At 64.6% G+C, this 20,263-nt stretch carries 10 protein-coding genes; 6 read left to right on the forward strand and 4 right to left on the reverse strand.

All coding sequences use genetic code 11. The features are described from left to right. Positions 1–66: 66 nt before the first annotated feature. Positions 67–1,461 (reverse strand): NAD-dependent succinate-semialdehyde dehydrogenase, encoded by a 1,395-nt coding sequence (locus D2E23_RS09870; RefSeq protein WP_126030741.1) that lies wholly within the window; start codon positions 1,459–1,461, stop codon positions 67–69. A gap of 423 nt (positions 1,462–1,884) precedes the next feature. Here D2E23_RS09870 and D2E23_RS09875 point away from each other — a divergent pair, with 423 nt between their 5' ends. Beyond that, positions 1,885–2,658: a sulfite exporter TauE/SafE family protein gene (locus D2E23_RS09875; protein WP_240541617.1), complete on the forward strand. Its 774-nt coding sequence runs from the start codon at positions 1,885–1,887 to the stop codon at positions 2,656–2,658. Positions 2,659–3,035: 377 nt separating this feature from the next. Here D2E23_RS09875 and D2E23_RS09880 read toward each other — a convergent pair whose 3' ends face one another. Then, positions 3,036–5,090, reverse strand: coding sequence for a hypothetical protein (locus D2E23_RS09880; protein WP_126030743.1), 2,055 nt, complete (start codon positions 5,088–5,090; stop codon positions 3,036–3,038). Between the two features lie 557 nt (positions 5,091–5,647). Between D2E23_RS09880 and D2E23_RS09885 the strand changes: the two genes are divergently transcribed. Together D2E23_RS09885 and D2E23_RS09890 are read left to right on the forward strand one after the other, a co-directional pair. Next, positions 5,648–7,525 (forward strand): glycoside hydrolase family 13 protein, encoded by a 1,878-nt coding sequence (locus D2E23_RS09885; protein ID WP_126030744.1) that lies wholly within the window; start codon positions 5,648–5,650, stop codon positions 7,523–7,525. A gap of 354 nt (positions 7,526–7,879) precedes the next feature. Next, complete coding sequence (locus tag D2E23_RS09890) at positions 7,880–9,055, forward strand: LacI family DNA-binding transcriptional regulator (protein ID WP_126030745.1); 1,176 nt, start codon at positions 7,880–7,882, stop codon at positions 9,053–9,055. A gap of 12 nt (positions 9,056–9,067) precedes the next feature. Here D2E23_RS09890 and D2E23_RS09895 read toward each other — a convergent pair whose 3' ends face one another. Next, positions 9,068–9,253, reverse strand: a complete 186-nt coding sequence (locus tag D2E23_RS09895) for a hypothetical protein (protein ID WP_126030746.1) — start codon at positions 9,251–9,253, stop codon at positions 9,068–9,070. Positions 9,254–9,714: 461 nt separating this feature from the next. Between D2E23_RS09895 and D2E23_RS09900 the strand changes: the two genes are divergently transcribed. Further along, a complete protein-coding gene (locus tag D2E23_RS09900; RefSeq protein WP_126030747.1) occupies positions 9,715–11,343 on the forward strand; it encodes an MFS transporter in 1,629 nt (542 codons plus the stop codon). A gap of 34 nt (positions 11,344–11,377) precedes the next feature. Here D2E23_RS09900 and D2E23_RS09905 read toward each other — a convergent pair whose 3' ends face one another. Then, entirely contained in the window at positions 11,378–12,793 is a 1,416-nt protein-coding gene (locus D2E23_RS09905) for a glycoside hydrolase family 88 protein (protein ID WP_206432037.1), read from the reverse strand. 589 nt (positions 12,794–13,382) lie between these two features. Between D2E23_RS09905 and D2E23_RS09910 the strand changes: the two genes are divergently transcribed. Further along, positions 13,383–17,957, forward strand: coding sequence for a 3-keto-alpha-glucoside-1,2-lyase-like domain-containing protein (locus D2E23_RS09910; RefSeq protein ID WP_126030748.1), 4,575 nt, complete (start codon positions 13,383–13,385; stop codon positions 17,955–17,957). Between the two features lie 208 nt (positions 17,958–18,165). Next, complete coding sequence (locus tag D2E23_RS09915) at positions 18,166–19,851, forward strand: SpaA isopeptide-forming pilin-related protein (protein ID WP_126030749.1); 1,686 nt, start codon at positions 18,166–18,168, stop codon at positions 19,849–19,851. Positions 19,852–20,263 lie beyond the last annotated feature (412 nt).

Below are 20,263 nucleotides of genomic sequence, written 5' to 3' on the forward strand. Positions count from 1 at the left end.
CTCCGCGAACCGCGGATCCTGCGGGACGCACGCCCGCGCCCGCATCGTCGTAACGTCTGCCGCGCGCTACCCGTTGATCACGACCTTCTGGTTCACGAACTCCTTGAGTCCCAGATCGATCAGTTCGCGGCCATATCCGGAATTCTTCACGCCGCCGAACGGGATGTCCGGACCGGACGCGCTCGCACGGTTGATCGTCACCATGCCAGTGTCGAGTCGCCGCGCGATCTCCTGCGCATGATGCACATCCGCGCTGAACACCGAACCGCCCAGGCCGTACGGCGAATCATTCGCGATGCGGATCGCATCCTCCTCGTCGGCAGCGCGATACAGCTGCGCCACCGGTCCGAAGATCTCCGTACGCGCGGCGGGCGTGCCCTCCGGAATATCCGTGATCAGCGCCGGCGGATAGAACGCGCCCTCGCCGGGCGTACCATCGGCGTGCCAGCCGGGCACGTCCGCCAGATACTCGACCGACGCGCCCTGCGCCACGATATCCGCCACCTGACGCTCCACCTGAATACGCGCGCCCACGCTCGACAGCGGCGCCAGCGTGGTCGCCGGATCCGCCGGATCGCCGGCCACGAGCTTCGCGGCCTCCGCGCGGTACCGTTCCACGAACTCGTCGTATACGTCGTCGACCACGATGAACCGCTTCGACGAGACGCACACCTGACCCGCGTTGCGGCAGCGTCCACGCACGGCCCACTCCGCCGCGGCCGCCACATCCGCATCCTTCAGCACAATGAACGCGTCCATGCCACCCAGTTCGAGCGTGCTCTTCTTCAGATGCTTGCCGGCCAGCGACGCGATCACCGCGCCCGCATGCTCCGACCCGGTGAGCGCCACGCCACGCACGTACGGGCTGGCGATCACATGCTCGGTCAGCTCGTGCGGCAGATACAGGTTCGTGAACACGCCGTCCGGCGCACCCGCCCTGCGGAACAGGTCGGCCATGAGCGCGGCGCACTGCGGCACGTTCGACGCATGCTTAAGCATCACCACGTTGCCGGCCGCCAGCTGCGGCGCCGCCACGCGAATCACCTGATAGTACGGGAAGTTCCACGGCTCCACGGCGAAGATGATGCCCATCGGATCGTTCACCAGCTGCACGTTCGTGTCGCCGAACCCGGCGGTCGGCAGCAGCTTCGGTGCGAGCAGCGTTTCCGTGTGCTTCACGTAGTAGCGCAGAATCGCCACGCATACGTTGACCTCGGCCATGGCCTCGCTCGTGATCTTGCCCATCTCCAACGTGAGCATCGACGCGAACGCGCCGCTCTCGTGCTCGAGGATGTCCGCCGCGGCCGACAACACCTTCGTACGCTCCGCGACCGGCTCGTCGCGCCACCATTCGAACGCGTGATGCGCCACGTCGAGCGCGGTGTCCACCTCCTCGAACGTGGCCATGGGGAAGGTCTTCAGCGTTTCCCCGGTGTATGGATTGGTCGTTGCGTATGCCATTGCGGTCTCCTCTCTGAGAACCTGCCGTGCGACTGCCGATCGTTGCCGACAATGTTGCTGATATTGCCATACCGTCGGCGTCGATACGTTGCCATTATCTCTCGGGCCGGGGGATTCGGGAAGGAATGTCGTGGGGGATTGGGGCAGGATTTACCGGGGATTTACAGTGCGAATGCGGCATTTCGGCCGGGGTGGGCGACCGGCATCGGCGATTGCGACGACCGAATGACCGACGTGAAATCCGCCCGATCGGAGGGAACGACGGAGAGTAATGTGTCCGACGTGAGTGAGGCAATGAACGAAAAGAACGTTATGAACAACGAAACGGTAAACGGCGTGACGTTTGTGAAGTCCGACAAGCCGGCAGACAATGGCGAGGGCTCCGCCACGCTTGGCGAGGGACGGCCCGCGAGCCACGTGTGGATGATGCTGGTGGGCGTGGGCATTCTGTCCGGATTCCTGTCGGGCCTGTTCGGCATCGGCGGCGGCACGGTGATCGTGCCCGCGCTGGTGTTCCTTGGACTGTCGCAGCGCCACGCGGCGGCCACGTCGCTGGCCGCGATCATCCCGACGTCCATCACCGGCGTGATCTCGTATGCGACCGGCAACGACGTGGACTGGATCGCCGCGCTGCTGCTCGCATGCGGACTTGTGGTCGGATCGCAGATCGGCAGCTGGCTGCTCGCGCGACTGCCCGAAGTGGTGCTGCGCTGGGTGTTCGTCGTGTTCCTGGTGTTCGTGATCACGTCGCAGATCGTGTTCACCCCGTCGCGCGACCATACGATTCACATGACCGTGGTCACCGGCGTTCTGCTCGCCCTGCTCGGCGTGGGCATCGGCACGCTCGCCGGCCTGCTCGGCATCGGCGGCGGCGCGGTGATGGTACCGGCGCTGTCCGTGCTGTTCGGCGCGAGCGATCTGATCGCGCGCGGCACGTCGCTGCTCGCCATGTTCCCCAGTTCGATCGCTGGCACCATCGCCAACACCAAGCGCAAGCTCGTACACCTGCGCAACGGTCTGACCATCGGCATCACCGCGGCCATCATTGCGCCGTTGGGTACGCTTGCCGCCGGTGCGGTTTCGCCGCGCATGGGCGCCAACCTGTTCGCGCTGTACCTGTGCGTGCTGCTGGTGCGCAGCCTGTGGACCGCGGTGAAGATCACCCCGGGTCTGCGCGAGCGCTTCGTGCGCAAGTAGGGAGTGTGCCCGGCGTTTTGGCATATGGGTAGGGGCCATGACCATGCCTATCGGGCATATGGTGGTGGCTTTCATGCTCATATAGGGTGATATCCCCGCTTTGCTAGGTGGTTCAGCCTTGTTGCGCGAGTCTAACCCCTGTTCGCTAGGTCCTTGCCAAAGAAGGCCTTCCCGATAGGATTTCGGTTTGTGGATTTTCGGGATAGTTTTTGCAGAATGGCTGCTTGTCTTTGATCGTATGGGGCAGTTGGCTACTCAGCCAACAACCTAGCGAACGATGGTTAGACCCCGCATGAGGCGAAAAAGAACCTAGCGAAGGGCAGATATCCGCCGGGCGAGGTCTCCCGGGCGTATATCTGCCCTACCGCTGGCTGGTCCTACTGCTGGTTGGACTGCGTTGAGGTGCCGGTGCTGCCCTGTGCGGTAGAGCCTTGACCGCTGCCGCTCTGGGAGGAGCCGCTGTTGCCGCTGCTCGACTGGTTGTTCTGGTTGCTGTTGCTGCTGTTGCCGCTTTGGCTCGGATTCTGGGTCTGGTTCTGGCTCGAACCCTGATCGCCCTGCTGGCTCTGCTGCGTGGTATCGCCCTGCGTCGAGCCGGTGTTGTTCTGCGTCGGGTTGTTCGTGCTGTACTGGCGGCGGTTGTAGCTGTTGCCTGAGTACCGGTTGTTCGACGAGCTGCCGGAACCGTTGCCGTTCGAGCCGTTCGAGCTGCTTGAACCGTTCGACGACGAGCTGTTGGATGAGGAACCACTGCTCGACCGCCGTCTCGTGGAGCTGCTGCCCGAACCGGACGAACCGGATCCGCTGCCCACCGTCGACTCCTCGCTCGGCATGGAATCCTCCACGTTCGTCTTGGCCGTCTCCAGCGCGCTCTTCGCCTTCTCCAGCTCGGCCACCGTGGCGCCGGACTTCTTCTCCACCTTCTGCGCCTCATCGATCGCGGACTTCAGCGTGGAGCGCGTCACGTCGTCAACCACGCCATCGCTGTTCTCGTACGCCGTCTGCGCGCCAGGCAGCAGCGCCGTGATCTGCTGTTTGAGCGTGCTGATCTTCTGCGCGTCCTGACTTGCAGACACCTTCTTGGCGGCCGCGTTCACGTTCTTGGCCGCCTTGTTCGCGGCGGCGGCGAGCTTGGCGTTCGCATCCGCGGCCGCCTGCAGTTCCGCCGTGGGCATGGAGTTGCGGCAGTCCCGTGCCGTGCCGGACACGTTCGAGTCGCTGATCGTCTGCTTGAGCGCGCTGACCGTTGTCGCATCGGACACGTCTCCGGCCGCGGTGGACGCCTCGTCCTGCGCGTTCTTGATGGCCGTGCTCAGCTGCTTCTTGGCCTTGTCGTAGTCGCTCGACGACGTGGAGCAGTCCGTCATTGCCGTGGCGTGGGCCTGATTGTCGCTTATGTGCTTCCAGACGAGTGCGCCGGCGATGATTAACACGATGGCCGCGATGGCTGCGACCGCCATGCGCAGGCGACGCTTGCGCTGCTTGGCGCCGCCTCTGAGACCGCGCTTCTTGCCGGTGCGCTTCGCTCCGGCGGTTGGGGGATTTGCGCCCGCACCATTCGCATTTGCTTCGGCACCCGGCTCGATCTTCGGCATGATCACGGTCTCCGATGATGCATCGGGGCCTGCCGTATCGGCTGCCGCTCCGGTTGTGTGTCCGTCGTCAGTAACGACCGTGGTGGGCTCGTTCGTCGGCTGATGGGCTTCCTCGGTCGGCGCGAACGCCGGCGCGACGGGCGTGGTGGCGCCGTCCGCCACGTCGCCCGCAGCCGCGATCGGCGTGCTGAAATCATCCAATGTTGCGGACAGGTGGTCCAACTCCGCCGGCAGATTGCCGATCACCGCGGTGTCGGCATTCAGATCCGACTCCAACGAATCGGGGATGCTATTCGCCCCGGTTGACGCAAAGACGGATTCGTCCGGGGTCGCATCGGTGGCGGCCGGCGTGCCCGGAGTCTGTGTAGCCGTGACCGGTGTGTCCGAAGCCGCGTGCGACGAGATTGCAGTCGGTGCGGCCGGTCCATCCATCGATGGTGCGGTCGTCGTTTCATCTGCGCCGGACGTTGCGGAGCCGGCGTTCGGCACGGTATCGACGGTCGTTGCGGAAGATGTGGAGTCGTTGGCCGGCGATGATGTGATGTTCGTCGTCGCTCCCAGTGTTCCCAGATCTGGTATCGCGTGACGGTCGGCCTTATCATGATCGGCTTCCGTAGATGATGACGTGTCGATTGATGATGCGCCGTCCGGTTCGGGAAACGTCAGATCGGGAATGTCCCACGAGCCGGACAAAAGATCAAAGGAGTCGGACGATGACGTACCGGCGTCTGCCGCGTCGTCGTGTTGTGCCTTGATGCCATTACTGTCGTTTGCCTTGCCGTCGATGCCATCGTTGTCGATATCGTCGCGATCTTCGCTGTTTCCGCTGCCGGTCATGTCTTCACTTCCCCACATAACCGGGTCGGCCGTTCCTCGTGCGGTCGCCCGTCCCTCGTGTCGGATTCCAAGTGCCTCATCTTAGGCCCGTTTTGTGCCGGAGACACGAGTGTTTCGCAGAAAGATCGTCTGATCGGCGCGCCTCGCCGAGGTCTTAGGCGAATCAAGCCTCCTTTCTGGCTCACCTCTCTTTGAGGGGAGCTGTCGGCGGAGCCGACTGAGGGGAGTGCCGGCTCATGCTTCGGCTGGTTCCCTCCCCTCAGTCCGCCGGCGGCAGCCAGCTCCCCTCCCATGGAGGGGAGCCAATCGGGATGCATGCTGTCTGTGCGACGAACAGCTTCCCTCGGCGAGGGGGCCAAGGACTGTGCCGCTTCCCGCGGTCGGCGTTTTGAACGTTAAAATGATCACGGTGGTACGTTCGTCCATATCGCGACGGACGCGTGACGGACGGCACCGCCAACGAACGCCTCGTCAACGATCGTCAGCAGTCGACGATCGACGTGAAACGGGCGGACGCGGACGACAGACAGCACGAAACAGGACAGACAGGAGCGACAATGACGACCGAACAGCGCAAACCGCTACCCGACGCGATCCGTACGAACGGCGCCGAACAGAACCCGTGGTGGTCCAACGCGGTGGTCTACCAGATCTACCCGCGCAGCTTCCAGGACACCAACGGCGACGGCTACGGTGATCTGCCCGGCATCACCAGTCGTCTCGACTATCTCGCCGATCTGGGCGTGGACGTGATCTGGCTGTCACCCGTCTACAAGTCCCCGCAGGACGACAACGGCTACGACATCAGCGACTATCAGGACATCGACCCCATGTTCGGCACGCTCGACGACATGGACGAACTGCTCGCCGAAGCACACGACCGCGGCATCAAGGTGGTCATGGATCTGGTGGTCAACCACACGTCCGACGAACACGCATGGTTCCAGGCGTCGCGCGACAAGAACGATCCGCACGCCGACTGGTACTGGTGGCGCCCCGCCAAGGAGGGCCACGAGCCGGGCACGCCGGGCGCCGAACCGAACCATTGGGGCTCGTACTTCGGCGGATCGGCATGGCAGTACGACCCCAAGCGCGGCGAATACTACCTGCACCAGTTCTCCAAGAAGCAGCCCGACCTCAACTGGGAGAACCCCGAAGTGCGCGCCGCCGTGTACAAGATGATGAACTGGTGGCTCGACCGCGGCATCGACGGCTTCCGCATGGACGTGATCACGCTGATCTCCAAGCACGTGGACGCCAACGGCGAACTGCCGGGCGTGGGCGCGAACACCGACTCCGACGGCCCGATCGGCCCCGACGGCTACTCCAGCCCCAACCCGTTCTGCGCCGACGGCCCGCGCCAGGACGAGTTCCTCGCCGAAATGCACCGTGAGGTGTTCGACGGCCGCGAAGGCACGATCACCGTGGGCGAGGCGCCGGGCATCACCGCCGAACGCAACCAGCACATCACCGACCCCGCCAACCGCGAGCTCGACATGCTGTTCCTGTTCGACCACGTGGAGCCGGGCGGCGGCCAGTCCAAGTGGACCGCCGAACCATGGAAGCTCGCGCACCTCAAGCACTGCCTCGCCGGACATCAGCATGCGGTGAAGAAGACCGGCTGGACCAGCCTGTTCTTCAACAACCACGACCAGCCGCGCGTCGTCTCGCGCTGGGGCGACGACTCCACCGACGAGCTGCGCGTGCGCTCCGCCAAGGCCATCGCCCTGCTGCTGCACATGCACCGCGGCACCCCGTACGTGTACGAGGGCGAGGAGCTGGGCATGACCAACGCCTACTTCGATTCGCTCGACCAGTACCAGGACCTCGAGTCGATCAACATGTACCATCAGCTCACCGAGGCCGGCGTGATGACCCCGGAGGCCATGATGGACGCGCTCAAGGCCATCAGCCGCGACAACGCGCGCACGCCCATGCAGTGGGACGCCACCAAGTACGCCGGATTCACCGCGCCGTACGCGCCCACCGCCCCGTGGCTGCCGGTCAACGAGAACCGTGACGTGGTGAATGCGAAGAAGGAGCAGCGCGACCCCGACTCCGTGTACAACTTCTACAAGAAGCTGATCGCGCTGCGCCACGAGAACCCGGTGGTCGCGGCCGGCGAGTGGGAAATGCTCGACGCCGACGATCCGCAGGTGTACGCGTTCGTGCGCACGCTGCGCGAGGACGGCGTCGGCGGCGGCATCGACGGGTCCGGCGAGCGCAGGATCGTGGTGGTGGTGAACATGTCGAGCGAGTCGGCAAAGATCCCGGCCGAGGCCGCGGATGCGCTTGGCCTTGGTCTCGCGGGCACCACGCTGGGCGGCGTGAGCGCCGACCGCATCCTGATCAGCACCTATCCGACCGAGGACACCGCGGCCGACCTGCTCTTCGGCAAGCTCGCCCCCTGGGAGGCCTTCGCCTACGAGCTGTAGGACCGACTGTACCGGCTCCCCTCCAGAGGAGAGGGGAGCTGGCGGCGTTAGCCGACCGAGGGGAGGGGTCAGCTCCTCGCAGGTTCGATATTCCGCTGGTGAACGGATATCGGAGGTGAACGCTCGGGGCACCTCATCAGTCAGCCTGGCGGCTGACAGCTTCCCCTCGAGGGGAAGCGGGGGAGCTGTGCTTTCCGTCTTCTTCACCACCATTGCCCATCCGTTACAATGAATCGTTGGCGGATGCGATTTCCCGCCGACGATGTTGACGTGCGGTGAAACGACGCGATCCCCATCCGACACCGATCGGACTCCGATCGCGCCCGGGCGAATCATGCTTGCAGGAGGTTGCGAATGGTCGGAATGCGTGACGTGGCACGCAGGGCCGGAGTCTCGTTGAGCACCGTCTCCCTGGCGGTGAACGGCACCGGATACGTGGCCGAATCCACACGCGCACGCATCGAGGCGGCCATGGCCGAACTCAACTACGTGCCGAACGAACTGGCCCGCAACCTGTTCCGCGGTCGCACCAATCTGATCGGCGTGACCATCCCCACCGTCGCCCACCCGTTCTTCGCGCAGCTCACCGCCAGCCTGCAACGCCATCTGCACGACGCCGGCCTGCGCATGATGCTGTGCTCCACCGCCGACCAGGAGCGCGGCGAAAGCGAATACATCGACATGCTCAAGCGGCAGATGATGGACGGCATCATCATCGGCTCGCACACGAACCAGCGCCCCGAATACTGGCAGGGCATCGGCCGGCCGATCGTGGCGTTCGACCGATTCCTCGGTGAGGAGATCCCCTCCGTCTGCTCGGATCACGTGCAGGGCGCACATTTGGCCGCGCGGCAGTTCCTCGAATCCGGCGTACGGCATGTGGTGGAGATCGGTGGTCCGCGCTCGCAGTTCCATGATCTGTCCGAGGCGCAGACCGCGGACGGCAGTTTCGAGTCGGTGCTGTCGGCGGCCGCCGACGTGGCTGCGGACGTGGCGGCGGATGTGAATGATACGACGTTCCCCACGGTGCGCTATCACCTGACGTTCGAACGGGAGATGGCGGCGGCCGGCGTGCGGTGCGACTACGTGGCCGTGGAACATGTGAGCGATACGTCGCTGTTCGAGCGTGCCGCCGAGGAGGTGTTCCGCCGATTCCCCGACGCGGACGCGATCATCGCGCCCGATCTGGCGGCCGCGCATTGCGTGCGTCTGGCGCTGCGAGAGCTGCGTGACAATCACGACACCGGCCGTCGTATTCCCGACGATCTGCAGATCATCGCCTACGATGGCACGCCGGTCGCCGATCTTGCGGGATTGCGCATCACGTCGGTGCATCAGGATCTCGACGCGATCGCCGTGAAGCTGGTGGAACGCATGAAGGAGGCCATCGCCGACGATCACGCGTCCGCGTCGGCCTCGTCCGCCGATGAGGTCGCCGGCGCCGATGGCGTCTCCGAAGCCCCGACTTCAGTCGCCGCATCCTGCGATCTGGTGCCCCTCACCCTGGTGCGCGGCGAGACCACGCGCTAGGCACTGATCGTGTCAGTCATGCTTTATTCCGGGGAAGCCAAAGAGCCCGGCGGCAGCGGCGATCGTCAATAGCGAGAACGTCAGCCACAGAAAGTCGGTGGTGAGGAACACGATGATGCCGACGATCAACGCCACCCAGATCACCGCCACGCGAATCCATCCCCGTCGGGCGTGGTCGTTCGGTTTCTTCATTGTCATCTCGAGCCTCCTTGCTGCGCCGTCATCTTCCATGTAATCAGGGAGTTGAGACTCATACAATGGCTATCCGCCGTTCCTTAGGTGGATTACCGCTGCTGTGCAGGTCTAACTCTCGTTCGGTAGGTACTTGCCAAAGTAGACACATCGTCCTCGCGCTCCGATGTCATGTACTTGAAGATAGTTGTTGTTAAAAAGCTATCTCGACTGACTTCCGGCGTAGGTGCCTCTATGTCCCGAACCACCTAGCGAACGAGGGTTAGACCAGCGCCGAGGCGCTCAACCACCTAGCGAACGGGGAATAGGTCCAAAATCGGCCTCGTGCCGCCGAAACCCGCATCGTTTGGACAAGTGCACGGTCTAATATGCGAAGCGGAAGTAGGGAGTACGTGCGCGCGAGAGTGGTATGCGCGTGTGCGTGACGTGCGCATGAGCGTGCGGAAACGAGAAGGAAAGAAAGACCCATGAACGAGGATTTCAAACGTCCGGGCATCGATGACAAACCCGACCCCGACAAGGTGCTGACCGCCGAAGACAAGGCGTCGATCGCCCGTCTGGCCGTACTGCCGGAATCCGCCGAACCGGAGGCGAGCCGTACCGAGGCCGCCGTGCAATCCACCAAACTCGCCGCCGAGGCCGCCGCCCCCATGGCCGCCGCGGCATCGATCGCCACGGTTGACGCCGCCGTGCCCGATCCGAACTCCGCGTTTCTCGACATGCGCGACCCCATGGTGGCCGCCGACGGCACCCGCCCGAACAAGCTCGCCATCACGCGCCTGACCATCGCATTCACGCTCAGCGCCGTGCTGTGCGCCATCCCGTGGATGGCCCTGAATTCGGTGGTGGTCCCGGAGATCCTCGACCGCCTCGATCCGGCCGGCCGCGAAACCATGTTCGCCGCGATCAACGCCGTGGGCGCGGTTGTGGCCTTGGTCTCCAACGTGCTGTTCGGCGCGCTGTCCGATACCACGCGCACCCCGTTCGGCCGCCGTACCCCGTGGATCGTGGGCGGCGGCGTGCTCACCGCGCTGTTCACGCTGCTGCTTGGCGCCACGCACGCGTTCCCGGCGATGCTGTTCGCTTGGTGTGGCATGCAGTTCGGCTACAACATGATGCTCGCCCCGTTCGTGGCCGCCATGGCCGATCGTCTGCCCGACAAGGTTCGCGGCCGTGTCTCGCGCTGGTACGGCACCGGCATCGCCGTCGGTCAGATGCTGGGCCTGATCGTGGGCGCGGGAGTCCTCGCCAGGGTCGGCGCCACGCCGCTGAACGCGCCGGCAGGCCCGGGGGCCAATGCGGTCGCCAATCCGCTCGATCCCGCCGATCTCGCCGTGCTCGGCTCCGTCTTCGTGCCCTCGGCCATCCTGTTCGCGCTCATCGGCCTGGTCGTCGTGCTGATCTGGCCGCGCGAACCCTCCAGCGTGGAGCAGGCCAACACGCGCTTCGACATGCACGCGCTGCTCGCCGACTTCCGCCCGCCGCATCACGCGCCCGACTACTACCGCATGCTCGTGGCCCGTACGCTCATGATGGCCGGCTACGGCATGATCCCCATGTACGAGCTGTACATCCTCAAGTACTATTCGCTGGCCCGCGTGATCGCCGGACCGGGCGCGTTCGTCACGTCCGCGCCGGCGCTGCTGCCGGTCGCCGTCGTCATTGCCGTCATGGCTGTGATCGCGTTCGTGGCGTCGCTGATCGCCGCGTTCGTCGCCGGCCCGCTGGTCGACAAGTTCGGCGTGAGCCGCAATCTGGTGATGGTCTGCTGCCTGCTGTGCCTGATCGGCGTGATCCTCCCGTGGATCCTGCCGAGCGGCCTTGGCATGTGGCTGTTCGCCGCGATCGCCGGATTCGGCTACGGTCTGTACAACGCCGTCGATCATGCGCTGAGCATGACCGTGCTGCCCGACCCGTCAGACGCCGGCCGTGATCTTGCCGTGCTGAACCTGACGAACACGCTGAGCGTGGTGGTCGCCGCCGTGGTCGGTGCCGTCGCGGTGGTGTTCGGCGGCTACTCGTGGCTGTTCATCAGCGCGCTGATCATGATCGCCGTGGCGGTCGTGCTGTTCTCCTCGCTCAAGTCCGCTCATTGAGTTCCGTTGATCGCACGGTCGGACACCGAACCGCCTACCACCACAGGTCGGCGGCGATGCCCTTGAGTCGCAGCACGGCCTCGAGGAAGAAGTAGTCGGCGTACACGATCGGAATGTGAATGCGTTCGGGGTCGTGATACTCCACCGAGCACAGCTGCACCAGACCGTCGCGGTCGGGATCCCAGTCGCAGGCACGGTCGTCCACGGCGTGCAGCATAAACATCGCGTTGGCAAGGCACCAGTCGGGCGTGAGTTCGGTGGCCGACCCGGTCTCGGCGGCATCCGAATCGGTTTCGCCGGCCTCCTTCAATGCGCGGGCCAGCTCCAGCAGTCCGTCGGCGGCCACGCACGATGCGATGGCGTCGTAGTAGAGCGGTTCGTCGGGCTGACGGAAGTCCAGTCGCGCCAGACCGTCCGTGACCTTCACCTGTTCCACGAAATACCGCGCCACGCGGCACGCGGCGTCGAGATACCGACGATCGCCGGTGTGACGATAGGCGAGCGCGAATCCGTAGATCGCCCAGCTCTGGCCGCGGCTCCACGACGATCCCGCCGCATATCCCTGACCGGCGGGCGCACCTACGAATTCCCCGGTCTCCGGGTCGAACTGAACGATGTGGTTGCACGAACCGTCGTCGCGCACGATCGTGCGCAGCATGGTGTCGGCGTGCATGCGTGCGATGGACGCGAAGCGCGGATCGTTGGTTTCGCGGCTCGCCCAGAACAGCAGCGGCAGGTTCATCAGCGAGTCGACGATCGCCCATCCTTCGCGGCCCGGCTCGTTCCATGCGCGGATGAAGCGTCCCATGGGGTTGAATCGGCCGGCGAGCATGGTGGCGGCGTGCAGCGCGTGCGTGCGTGCGGTCGGGTTGCCGGTGATGCGCCAGTCGGCCACGCCCGACAGCAGCCAGACGAATCCGAGATCGTGGTCCACGCGTTCGTAGTCGGCGAGCACCTGGTAGAGCACGGTCTCCTCGATCTCGCGTGCCGGCGCGGCGAACGCGAACGAGCATGAGGGCAGTCGGGACAGGCTGCCCGGTTCGTGCGGGTCGCGTAGATCGGCAAGACGGTCCTTCGGGTCGGCCGGATCGTCGCCGGAGACTCGGACGCGTTCGGAACGGCCGAACAGCACGGCGTTCGAGGAATGATCGACGGTCGTGTTCACGGTCCCGTCCGTCGTGCCTTGGGGCGCTTTCTTGTCGAGGCAGGCGGTGGCGACGGTCATCTGCCAGAGGATGCCGGGCCAGAATCCGTTCACCCACCAGCCGGGGAACACTTCGGCCATGTTCTCGTCGTAGCGGCCGTCGTGTGCGATGTACGGGATCTGCGCTCCCACGCGTTCGCGTTCGGCGGCGAACTTCTCGACCAGCCGGTCGGTCGTCGTATTGATCCATGTGGATTCCCCATCAGGCAGCTGTGCACCGAACACGCCGCGTGCGTCGAACGTCATCGTCCCTCCTTTGGGCCGTTATTCACATCACATCATCACGCGCACTTCCGTTGTGGATGGTCCATTGTGCACGTGAACATCCTGCCAGACATTGTACAATCAATTCAGATCAAAGTTGATCATTTTTGATAGTTATGTAAATCGTTTACCGGTAATCGTTGTCGATAATCGATATTTGCCGGATGGTTTCGACGTTGTGTGCGCCGCCCACCTTCCTTTTGGTTGCACCGAGAACGAGGATTGACATGACGGGGTGGCGGAGCCGTCCGTATGGCACCCCTAACTCCGCCGTGTCATGAACTCTGTTTGCGCAAACATGCGTAGATATGATCGTTCTGCCCCGCCTGCCATGCCTCACCCCCCACTGCCCCCTACCTCCGCAAACGCCTGTAATTTGAACGCACAGCGACATTGTGCTGTTTGCCAAAGTGAATGTTTTACGACTATCCTGAACGCTAACGATTACTGACGATTGAGGTTGATCGGCTCTGATCGTAATGAAAGACGAAGGCACATTGAGGAGCGTGTCTTCGCCCTACACGAGGAGGTGAAGTATGCGTATGCATACCAATCAGGGGAGGGGGATCGTATGAGCAAGCATAAGCCCAGGCGTTTCTCCTCTCCCAAGAAACTTGCGGTGGCCGTCGCATCCGTGGCGATGTTCGCCCCGTTCGTGGCGGTCGGAACGGCATCCGCCGCGCCGACCGACCCGGTCGAAGTGGTGGTCAACGGCAGTGACGTCGCGGCCGCCGCCAAGAACCGCAACGGTCTGACATTCAAGGGCTTCGGCGTGCTGAGCGCCAACTCCACCAGCGCCCTGCTGATGGACTACAAGTCCCAGAACCCCGAGGCCTACTGGGATCTCATCACCACGCTGTTCGGCGGGGACAACCCGATCATGAACACCGTGAAGATCGAGATGGGCAACGACCAGAACAACTCCACCGGTCCGAACGCCGCCACCATGCGTTCCTCCGACGAGTACCCGGACGTGGCGCGCGAGCCCGGCTTCCAGCTGGCGGCCGACGCCATGAAGGTGAACCCGAACGTCAAGGTGAGCATCCTGCGCTGGCGCAGCCCCGCCTGGGTCAAGAGCAACGACGACGTCTACAAGTGGTACAAGAACACGATCCTCGCCGTGTACCGCCAGTATGGCTACATGGTCGACTCCGTGAACCCGCACATCAACGAGACCGGCCCGAACTTCAGCTGGACCAAGGACTTCGCCAACCGCGTGAAGACCGATGAGGTCGGCTTCATCGGCGCCGACACCACCAAGGATCTCAACGGCAACGACGTGCCCGCGTGGAGCAGCGACGAGGAGAAGGCCGCCTTCCACAAGATCCGCACCGTCATCTCCGACGAGGTGAGCACCGGCTCGTTCGGCGACGACATGATCAGCGATCAGGCGCTGCGCGACGCGGTCGACATCGCCGGCTACCACTACAACACCGCCGATCAGGGCAACAACTTCAAGACCCTCGCCGACAAGTACGACAAGGAGATCTGGAACTCCGAGGCCCAGGCCACATTCTCCGTGGGCGCCGACCGGCCCAACAACACCATGAACCTCGGTTCGGGTGAGGGCAACGGCACCAACAACGGCAAGTACGACGGCACGTCCGGCACCGGCATCGGCGGCACCAACTCGCCGCTCGAGATGGCGAACACCTTCGTCAAGGGCTTCACCAGCTCCCGCCGCACCAACTTCGTGTACCAGCCCGCCATCGGCTCGTTCTACGACGGCTTCCAGTACTCCTCCAAGGAGCTGGTCTCCGCCCGTGACCCGTGGAGCGGCTGGCTGCAGTACGACACCGGTCTGAGTGTGCTCGAACACGTCTCCGGCTTCGCCAAGACCGGATACGAGACCAACGCCGACGACGTGGACGCCGACGGCATCTGGCGCGGCATCCCCGCCGCCTCCAGAAGCGACATCACCGACGGCAACCCGCCGGGACGCGGTACCGGCAGCAATCGTTCCCGCGGTGGCGCCACCAGCTACATGACGCTGGCCGCCCCCGACAAGTCCGCCTTCTCCACGGTGATCGTCAACGACAGCCAATACACCAAGACCTACAAGATCAAGGCCACCGACATGAACGTCGGCGACACCATGGAACTGTGGGAGACCAAGGCCTCCGGCGCATCCGGCAGCTACGCCTCCAACTACATGAAGCCCGTGGCCGAGACCAAGGCCGACGCCGACGGCTACTACACGTTCACCATCGCCCCGTGGTCCATCGCCACCGCCACCACGCTCGACAAAGCGACCAAGAACGCCGACGGCGCCCTCGTCGCCAAGGACGGTCAGGGCAGCCGCGTCGCCGCGTCCAAGGAATACACCAACGGCGCCGACCAGGCAGTGCTCGACACCGACGAGTCCGGCGACGAGAACGGCGTGACCTGGGACAATACCCTGTACGCCGACGACTTCGACTACAGCGGCAAGACCGTACAGTCCTACGATCCCAAGTCCGGCAAGATGATCACCGAGGACTTCCTCAAGTCCCGCGGCGGCGACACCGGCGCGACCCCGCTCTACACGAACGACACCAACGGCGCGTTCGAGGTCGTCAAGCGTTCCGACGGTAACTACGTGCTGCGTCAGCAGCTCTCCGCCGGCATGCAGAACGGCGGCTGGAACGGCGGCGCATGGAACAGCGGCGATCCGATCACCACGATCGGCGACAACCGCTGGGCCAACTACAAGGTGTCCACCGACGTACTGTTCGAGGACGGCTCCGGCCGGTACGCCACGCTCGGCGCCCGCGAACAGGGCAACAGCAACAGTGGCATCGGCATCTCCGCGGCCGAGATCCGCATCGATCCCGACGGCAACTGGACGCTGCGACGCTTCGGCGCCACCGTCGCTTCCGGTAAGGCGACCGACGTCGAGGGCGTGAACTGGAAGGCCGGATCCAACCAGTGGAACAACATCGCCGTACAGGTGGCCGGCAACGTGTACACCGCGTACGTCAACGGCGTGCAGGTGGCCGAATACAAGGACGCCAGCCCGCAGGCCACCGGACGCATCCAGATCGGCAGCGGCTACACCAACGTGCAGTACGACAACCTCAAGGTCGAAACCGTGGATGGCTACACGCCGTACTACACCGACCTGATCGACAACATGCACATGCGCAGCTGGGACGACGTGGCCACCCCCGTGCTCCAGTACAACGACAAGTGGCAGCACCTCAACGGTCAGGGCATGTACATCTACAAGCGCTCGATCTCCAACTCCACCGGCAAGGGAGCCCAGCTCACCTACAAGTTCACCGGCACCGGACTGGACATCAACGGCGCCAACAACGGCAAGGCCAAGCTCAACGTGACCGTGGACGGCAAGAAGATCGTCGCCTCCGGCAAGACGCAGAGCGCCAGCAACATGCTCACCACGTACGAGCTGCGCGGCCTGTCCGACGGCGAGCACACGGTGACCTTCGAAACCGCCACCGACGACGCGATCTCCGTCGACACCGTGGGCGTGATCCAGAACACCGCCGCAGGCGACGTGGACACCACCGCCCTCAAGACCGCCGTGGACTCCTACTCCGGTCTGAAGGCCACCGACTGGAACATCAAGACCTGGCAGGTGTTCGAGAACAACCTCAACGACGCCAAAGCCGCGCTCGCCGATCCGGCCGGCTACGGGCTCGACGCCGAGGGCGCACAGGCGATCATCGATCGTCTCGCCGCCGCCCGCGACGGACTGGTCGACGGCTCCATCTCCGAGGACGTGCAGGAGCTCGGCTTCACCGGAATCGCAGTGGACAAGACCGACGTCTCCAAGCTGCCGGCCAAGCTGGCCGTGAAGGACGGCAAGGAGACCGCGGTGACGTGGGACTCCGACGCCAAGACCGCGCTGGCCGCCGCCGCGGACTACGGCAAGGTCAAGCTCTCCGGCATCACCACCGACAAGCAGGCCGACGGCAACAAGTACAAGTTCACGATCGAGGTGGAGGCCATCCCCGCGAACGTGCAGTACTTCATCGATTCCGGCACGAACGGCAAGGACTCCCCGGAGTACATGGCCGTGAAGAACGCGGTGAAGGGCCTGCTCAACGACAAGGTGGACCAGACGTCCGACGGCTCCACGTGGGGCTACGACACCAACGCCATGAGGGTCAAGGGCAGCACCGACATCAACGACAAGCAGTCCACCGGACTCTACTCCGATGACGACGACGTGGTCTACTACCTGCCGCTCAAGGCCGGCAAGTACAAGCTCACCGCCGGATTCCAGGAATGGTGGGGCATGGACAACCGCGAGTCCGCGCAGTCCGTGGTCGCCGCCGACGGCACCGTGCTCGCCACCGGCGACAACGTGAAGCTGGGCAAGGCCAACCCGAGCCTGACCGGCACCGTCGAGTTCTCCGTGCCGACCGACCAGACCGTCAAGTACGTGGTCTCCAAGGTGGGCGACGCGCAGAAGCCCGTCATCGGCTGGCTCGGCGTGGCCGAGACCGCCGACTACGGACTGGCCACCGCCGTGGTCAAAGGCGCCGATCTGCCCAAGCAGGTCAGCGTGGACGGTCTCACCTTCGACGTGAAGTCGTGGGACAAGTCCGCCACCGAGTCCATCGCCAACGCCGCGAACTACAGCAAGGTCAAGGTCTCCGGCATCAAGGCCAACGGCAGCGCCTTCACCGCCGAGGTCGAGGTGATCCCCGACGGCGTGCAGTACTTCATCGACTCCGGTACGAACGGCAAGGACTCCCCGGAGTACACGGCCGTGAAGAGCGCGGTGAAGGGCCTGCTCAACGACAAGGTGGACCAGACGTCCGACGGCTCCACGTGGGGCTACAACGCGGACGGTCAGAACACCTACGGATCCGGTGACATCAACGACAAGTCCTCCACCGGTCTGTGGGCCGGCAAGGGCAAGTCCACGACCTACTACCTGCCGCTGAAGGCCGGTACGTACGACCTGTCCGCCGGATTCCACGAGTGGTGGGGCGTCAGCCGCAACATGAAGGTGATCGTGACCGCCGCAGACGGCACCGAACTGTCGAACGGCAACGCCGATCTGTCCTCCGACGCGGTGGACGTGACCTCAACGAGCACCATCACCCTCGACAAGGACCAGACCGTCACCCTCACGGTGAGCGGCGTGAGCGCCGACCCCGTGATCAGCTGGGTCGCCGTCGCCACCCACAAATAACTGAACAAGCCGGGCGCCTTCTCGTGCTCCCTCCGGGGGAGGGAGCTGTCCGGCAGCGCCGGACTGAGGGAGGGATCCAACCCAAACAAACCCCTCCCTCAGCCCACCCAAACCAACACTTTCACGGACCGCCGCGTTCCCCGGAACGCGCGGCCCGTCGGGGAACAGACCACACAGACATCTGACAGCAACAGAGGAAAGGAATCAGATGAAGCGCAACATAGTCTCCCGCACCCTTGCGGGCATGGCCGCCGCGGCGATCTCGCTCGGCTGCTTCGCGCTCGGCGCCGGAACCGCGCAGGCCGCGGACACCGACCCCAACGACGCCACGATCACGCTGAGCGGCGAGGTCGCCGGTCACACGTTCAAGGCCTACCAGCTGGCCACGTATGAGAAGGTCAAGTCCAACGGCACGGACATCACCTCCATGGAGCTCGCCACCGTGGGCGCCAAGGCCGACCTGATCAAGACCACCGCCGAAGCGGCCGCCACCGAGGCCGGCGGCGTGGGCGCCGACAAGGTCTCCACCCTGCCCGCCGCCTACACCGGCAACCCGGCCGGCTGGCTATCCAGCTGGACCGGCGCCGACGGCACCAACGACTCTACCGCCGTTCGTCTGTTCACCGAAAAGTACGTCGCCTCCGACAATCTCGGCGACCCGGCCGCCACCGTGACCGGCGCCGAAGGCGCCGACTCCGCCGTCTTCGACTTCGGCAACGTGGCCGCCAACGCCGGCTGGTTCGTGATCACCGACACCGACGCCAGCGGCGCCCAGCTCGGCTCCCCGATCCTCGTGGGCTCCACCTGGACCGGCAAGGTCTCGCTGAACGGCGTTGCGCTCGGCGAGGCCACGGTCAAGCCGTCCGAGACCGACACCGTCGCCGCCCCGACCAAGACCGCCGACAAGACGTCCGTGTCCGTGGTGTCGAGCACCCCGGCCAAGGGCGACGCCAACTGGATCACCTACACGCTGACCGGCGTGCTGCCCAAGAACGCCACCGCGGGCTACACCTACAAGTTCGTCGACGTGCCGCAGAAGGGCCTGACCGTCACCCCGAGCGGCTTCACCGCGCAGATCCAGTCCGTGGACGAGAACGGCAAGCTCAAGGTGGATGCCGACGGCAACCCGGTGTACGAGAACCTCTCCGCCACCTACGTCACCGCTCCGCGCCGCCAGGTCGTCGGCGACGGCGCCAAGACCTTCGAGATCGCGCTGAAGAACGTCGAGAAGCTCACCCCCGGCGCCACCGTCAAGGTGACCTACCAGGGCTACGTGACCGCCGAACCCGAGTACAACGAGGCCGGCGTGGGCGAGGTGTCCAACGCCGCGCACATCGAGTACGGTGCCGCTGCCGCCTCCACGCAGTCCGCTGAGACCGCCGCTGCCGCGACCGTGAAGTCCACCGAGTCCGTCGCCGCCACGGTCAAGGTGTTCAAGGGCGGCCAGTTCACCAAGATCGGCGCCGACACCAAGAAGGCGCTGACCGGAGCCACCTTCTCCCTGAAGCTCAAGGACTCCACCTCCACCACCGCCCTGCGCACCGTCACCACTGGTGACAACGGTGTGGTCGCCTTCACCGGCCTGGGTGCCGGCACCTACGTGGTGACCGAGACCAACGTGCCGGACGGCTATTACAGCGAGATCAAGCCCAGCTTCGAGATGACCGTCAACGACAACGGCACGGTCGTCTTCGGCAAGGACGCCACGTGGGATCTGGTGAACAACGCCGATCAGGCCAACGTCACCGTGACCAACGTGAACAAGGTCACCCAGCTGCCGAGCACCGGCGGCATGGGCCTCGGCGTGATCACCGCCGCGATCGTGCTGGCCGCCGGCGGCAGCGTCTTCTTCGCCGCCAAGACCATCCGCAACCGCCGCACCGCCCGCATGTGACGGTGAGCGGGGTGCGGGAGGTATCGCTTGGGAGTGAGGTATCGCCCTGCGGGCGATGCTGATCTCCGTTCCCACTAGCGCGGAAACATCCCACCTCATCAGTCACGCTTCGCGTGACGGCTTCATCCGCAAGAATGGACGGCCTGCGGCCGGCGATATTCTGCTTGCCTGGCGGCTCGTCTTCGCCTATGAACAGTCCACTGGACTGTTCATTTTGACGGCTCAGCCTAAGGGGAAGCCGGCTTCTCCGACACTTGCCTTCCCCTTGAGGGGAAGGTGGCCGGCGAAGCCGGACGGATGAGGTGCCCGACCAACTAGCCTCACGCCCCCCACCCACAATCTCACAACGAATCCAAGCACCGATCATGATCTCAGCTGATCCACGCAATCCCCACGGATCCGACCGCCCGGA

It is taken from the genome of Bifidobacterium callimiconis (assembly GCF_003952005.1).
Taxonomy (GTDB): Bacteria; Actinomycetota; Actinomycetes; order Actinomycetales; family Bifidobacteriaceae; genus Galliscardovia; species Galliscardovia callimiconis.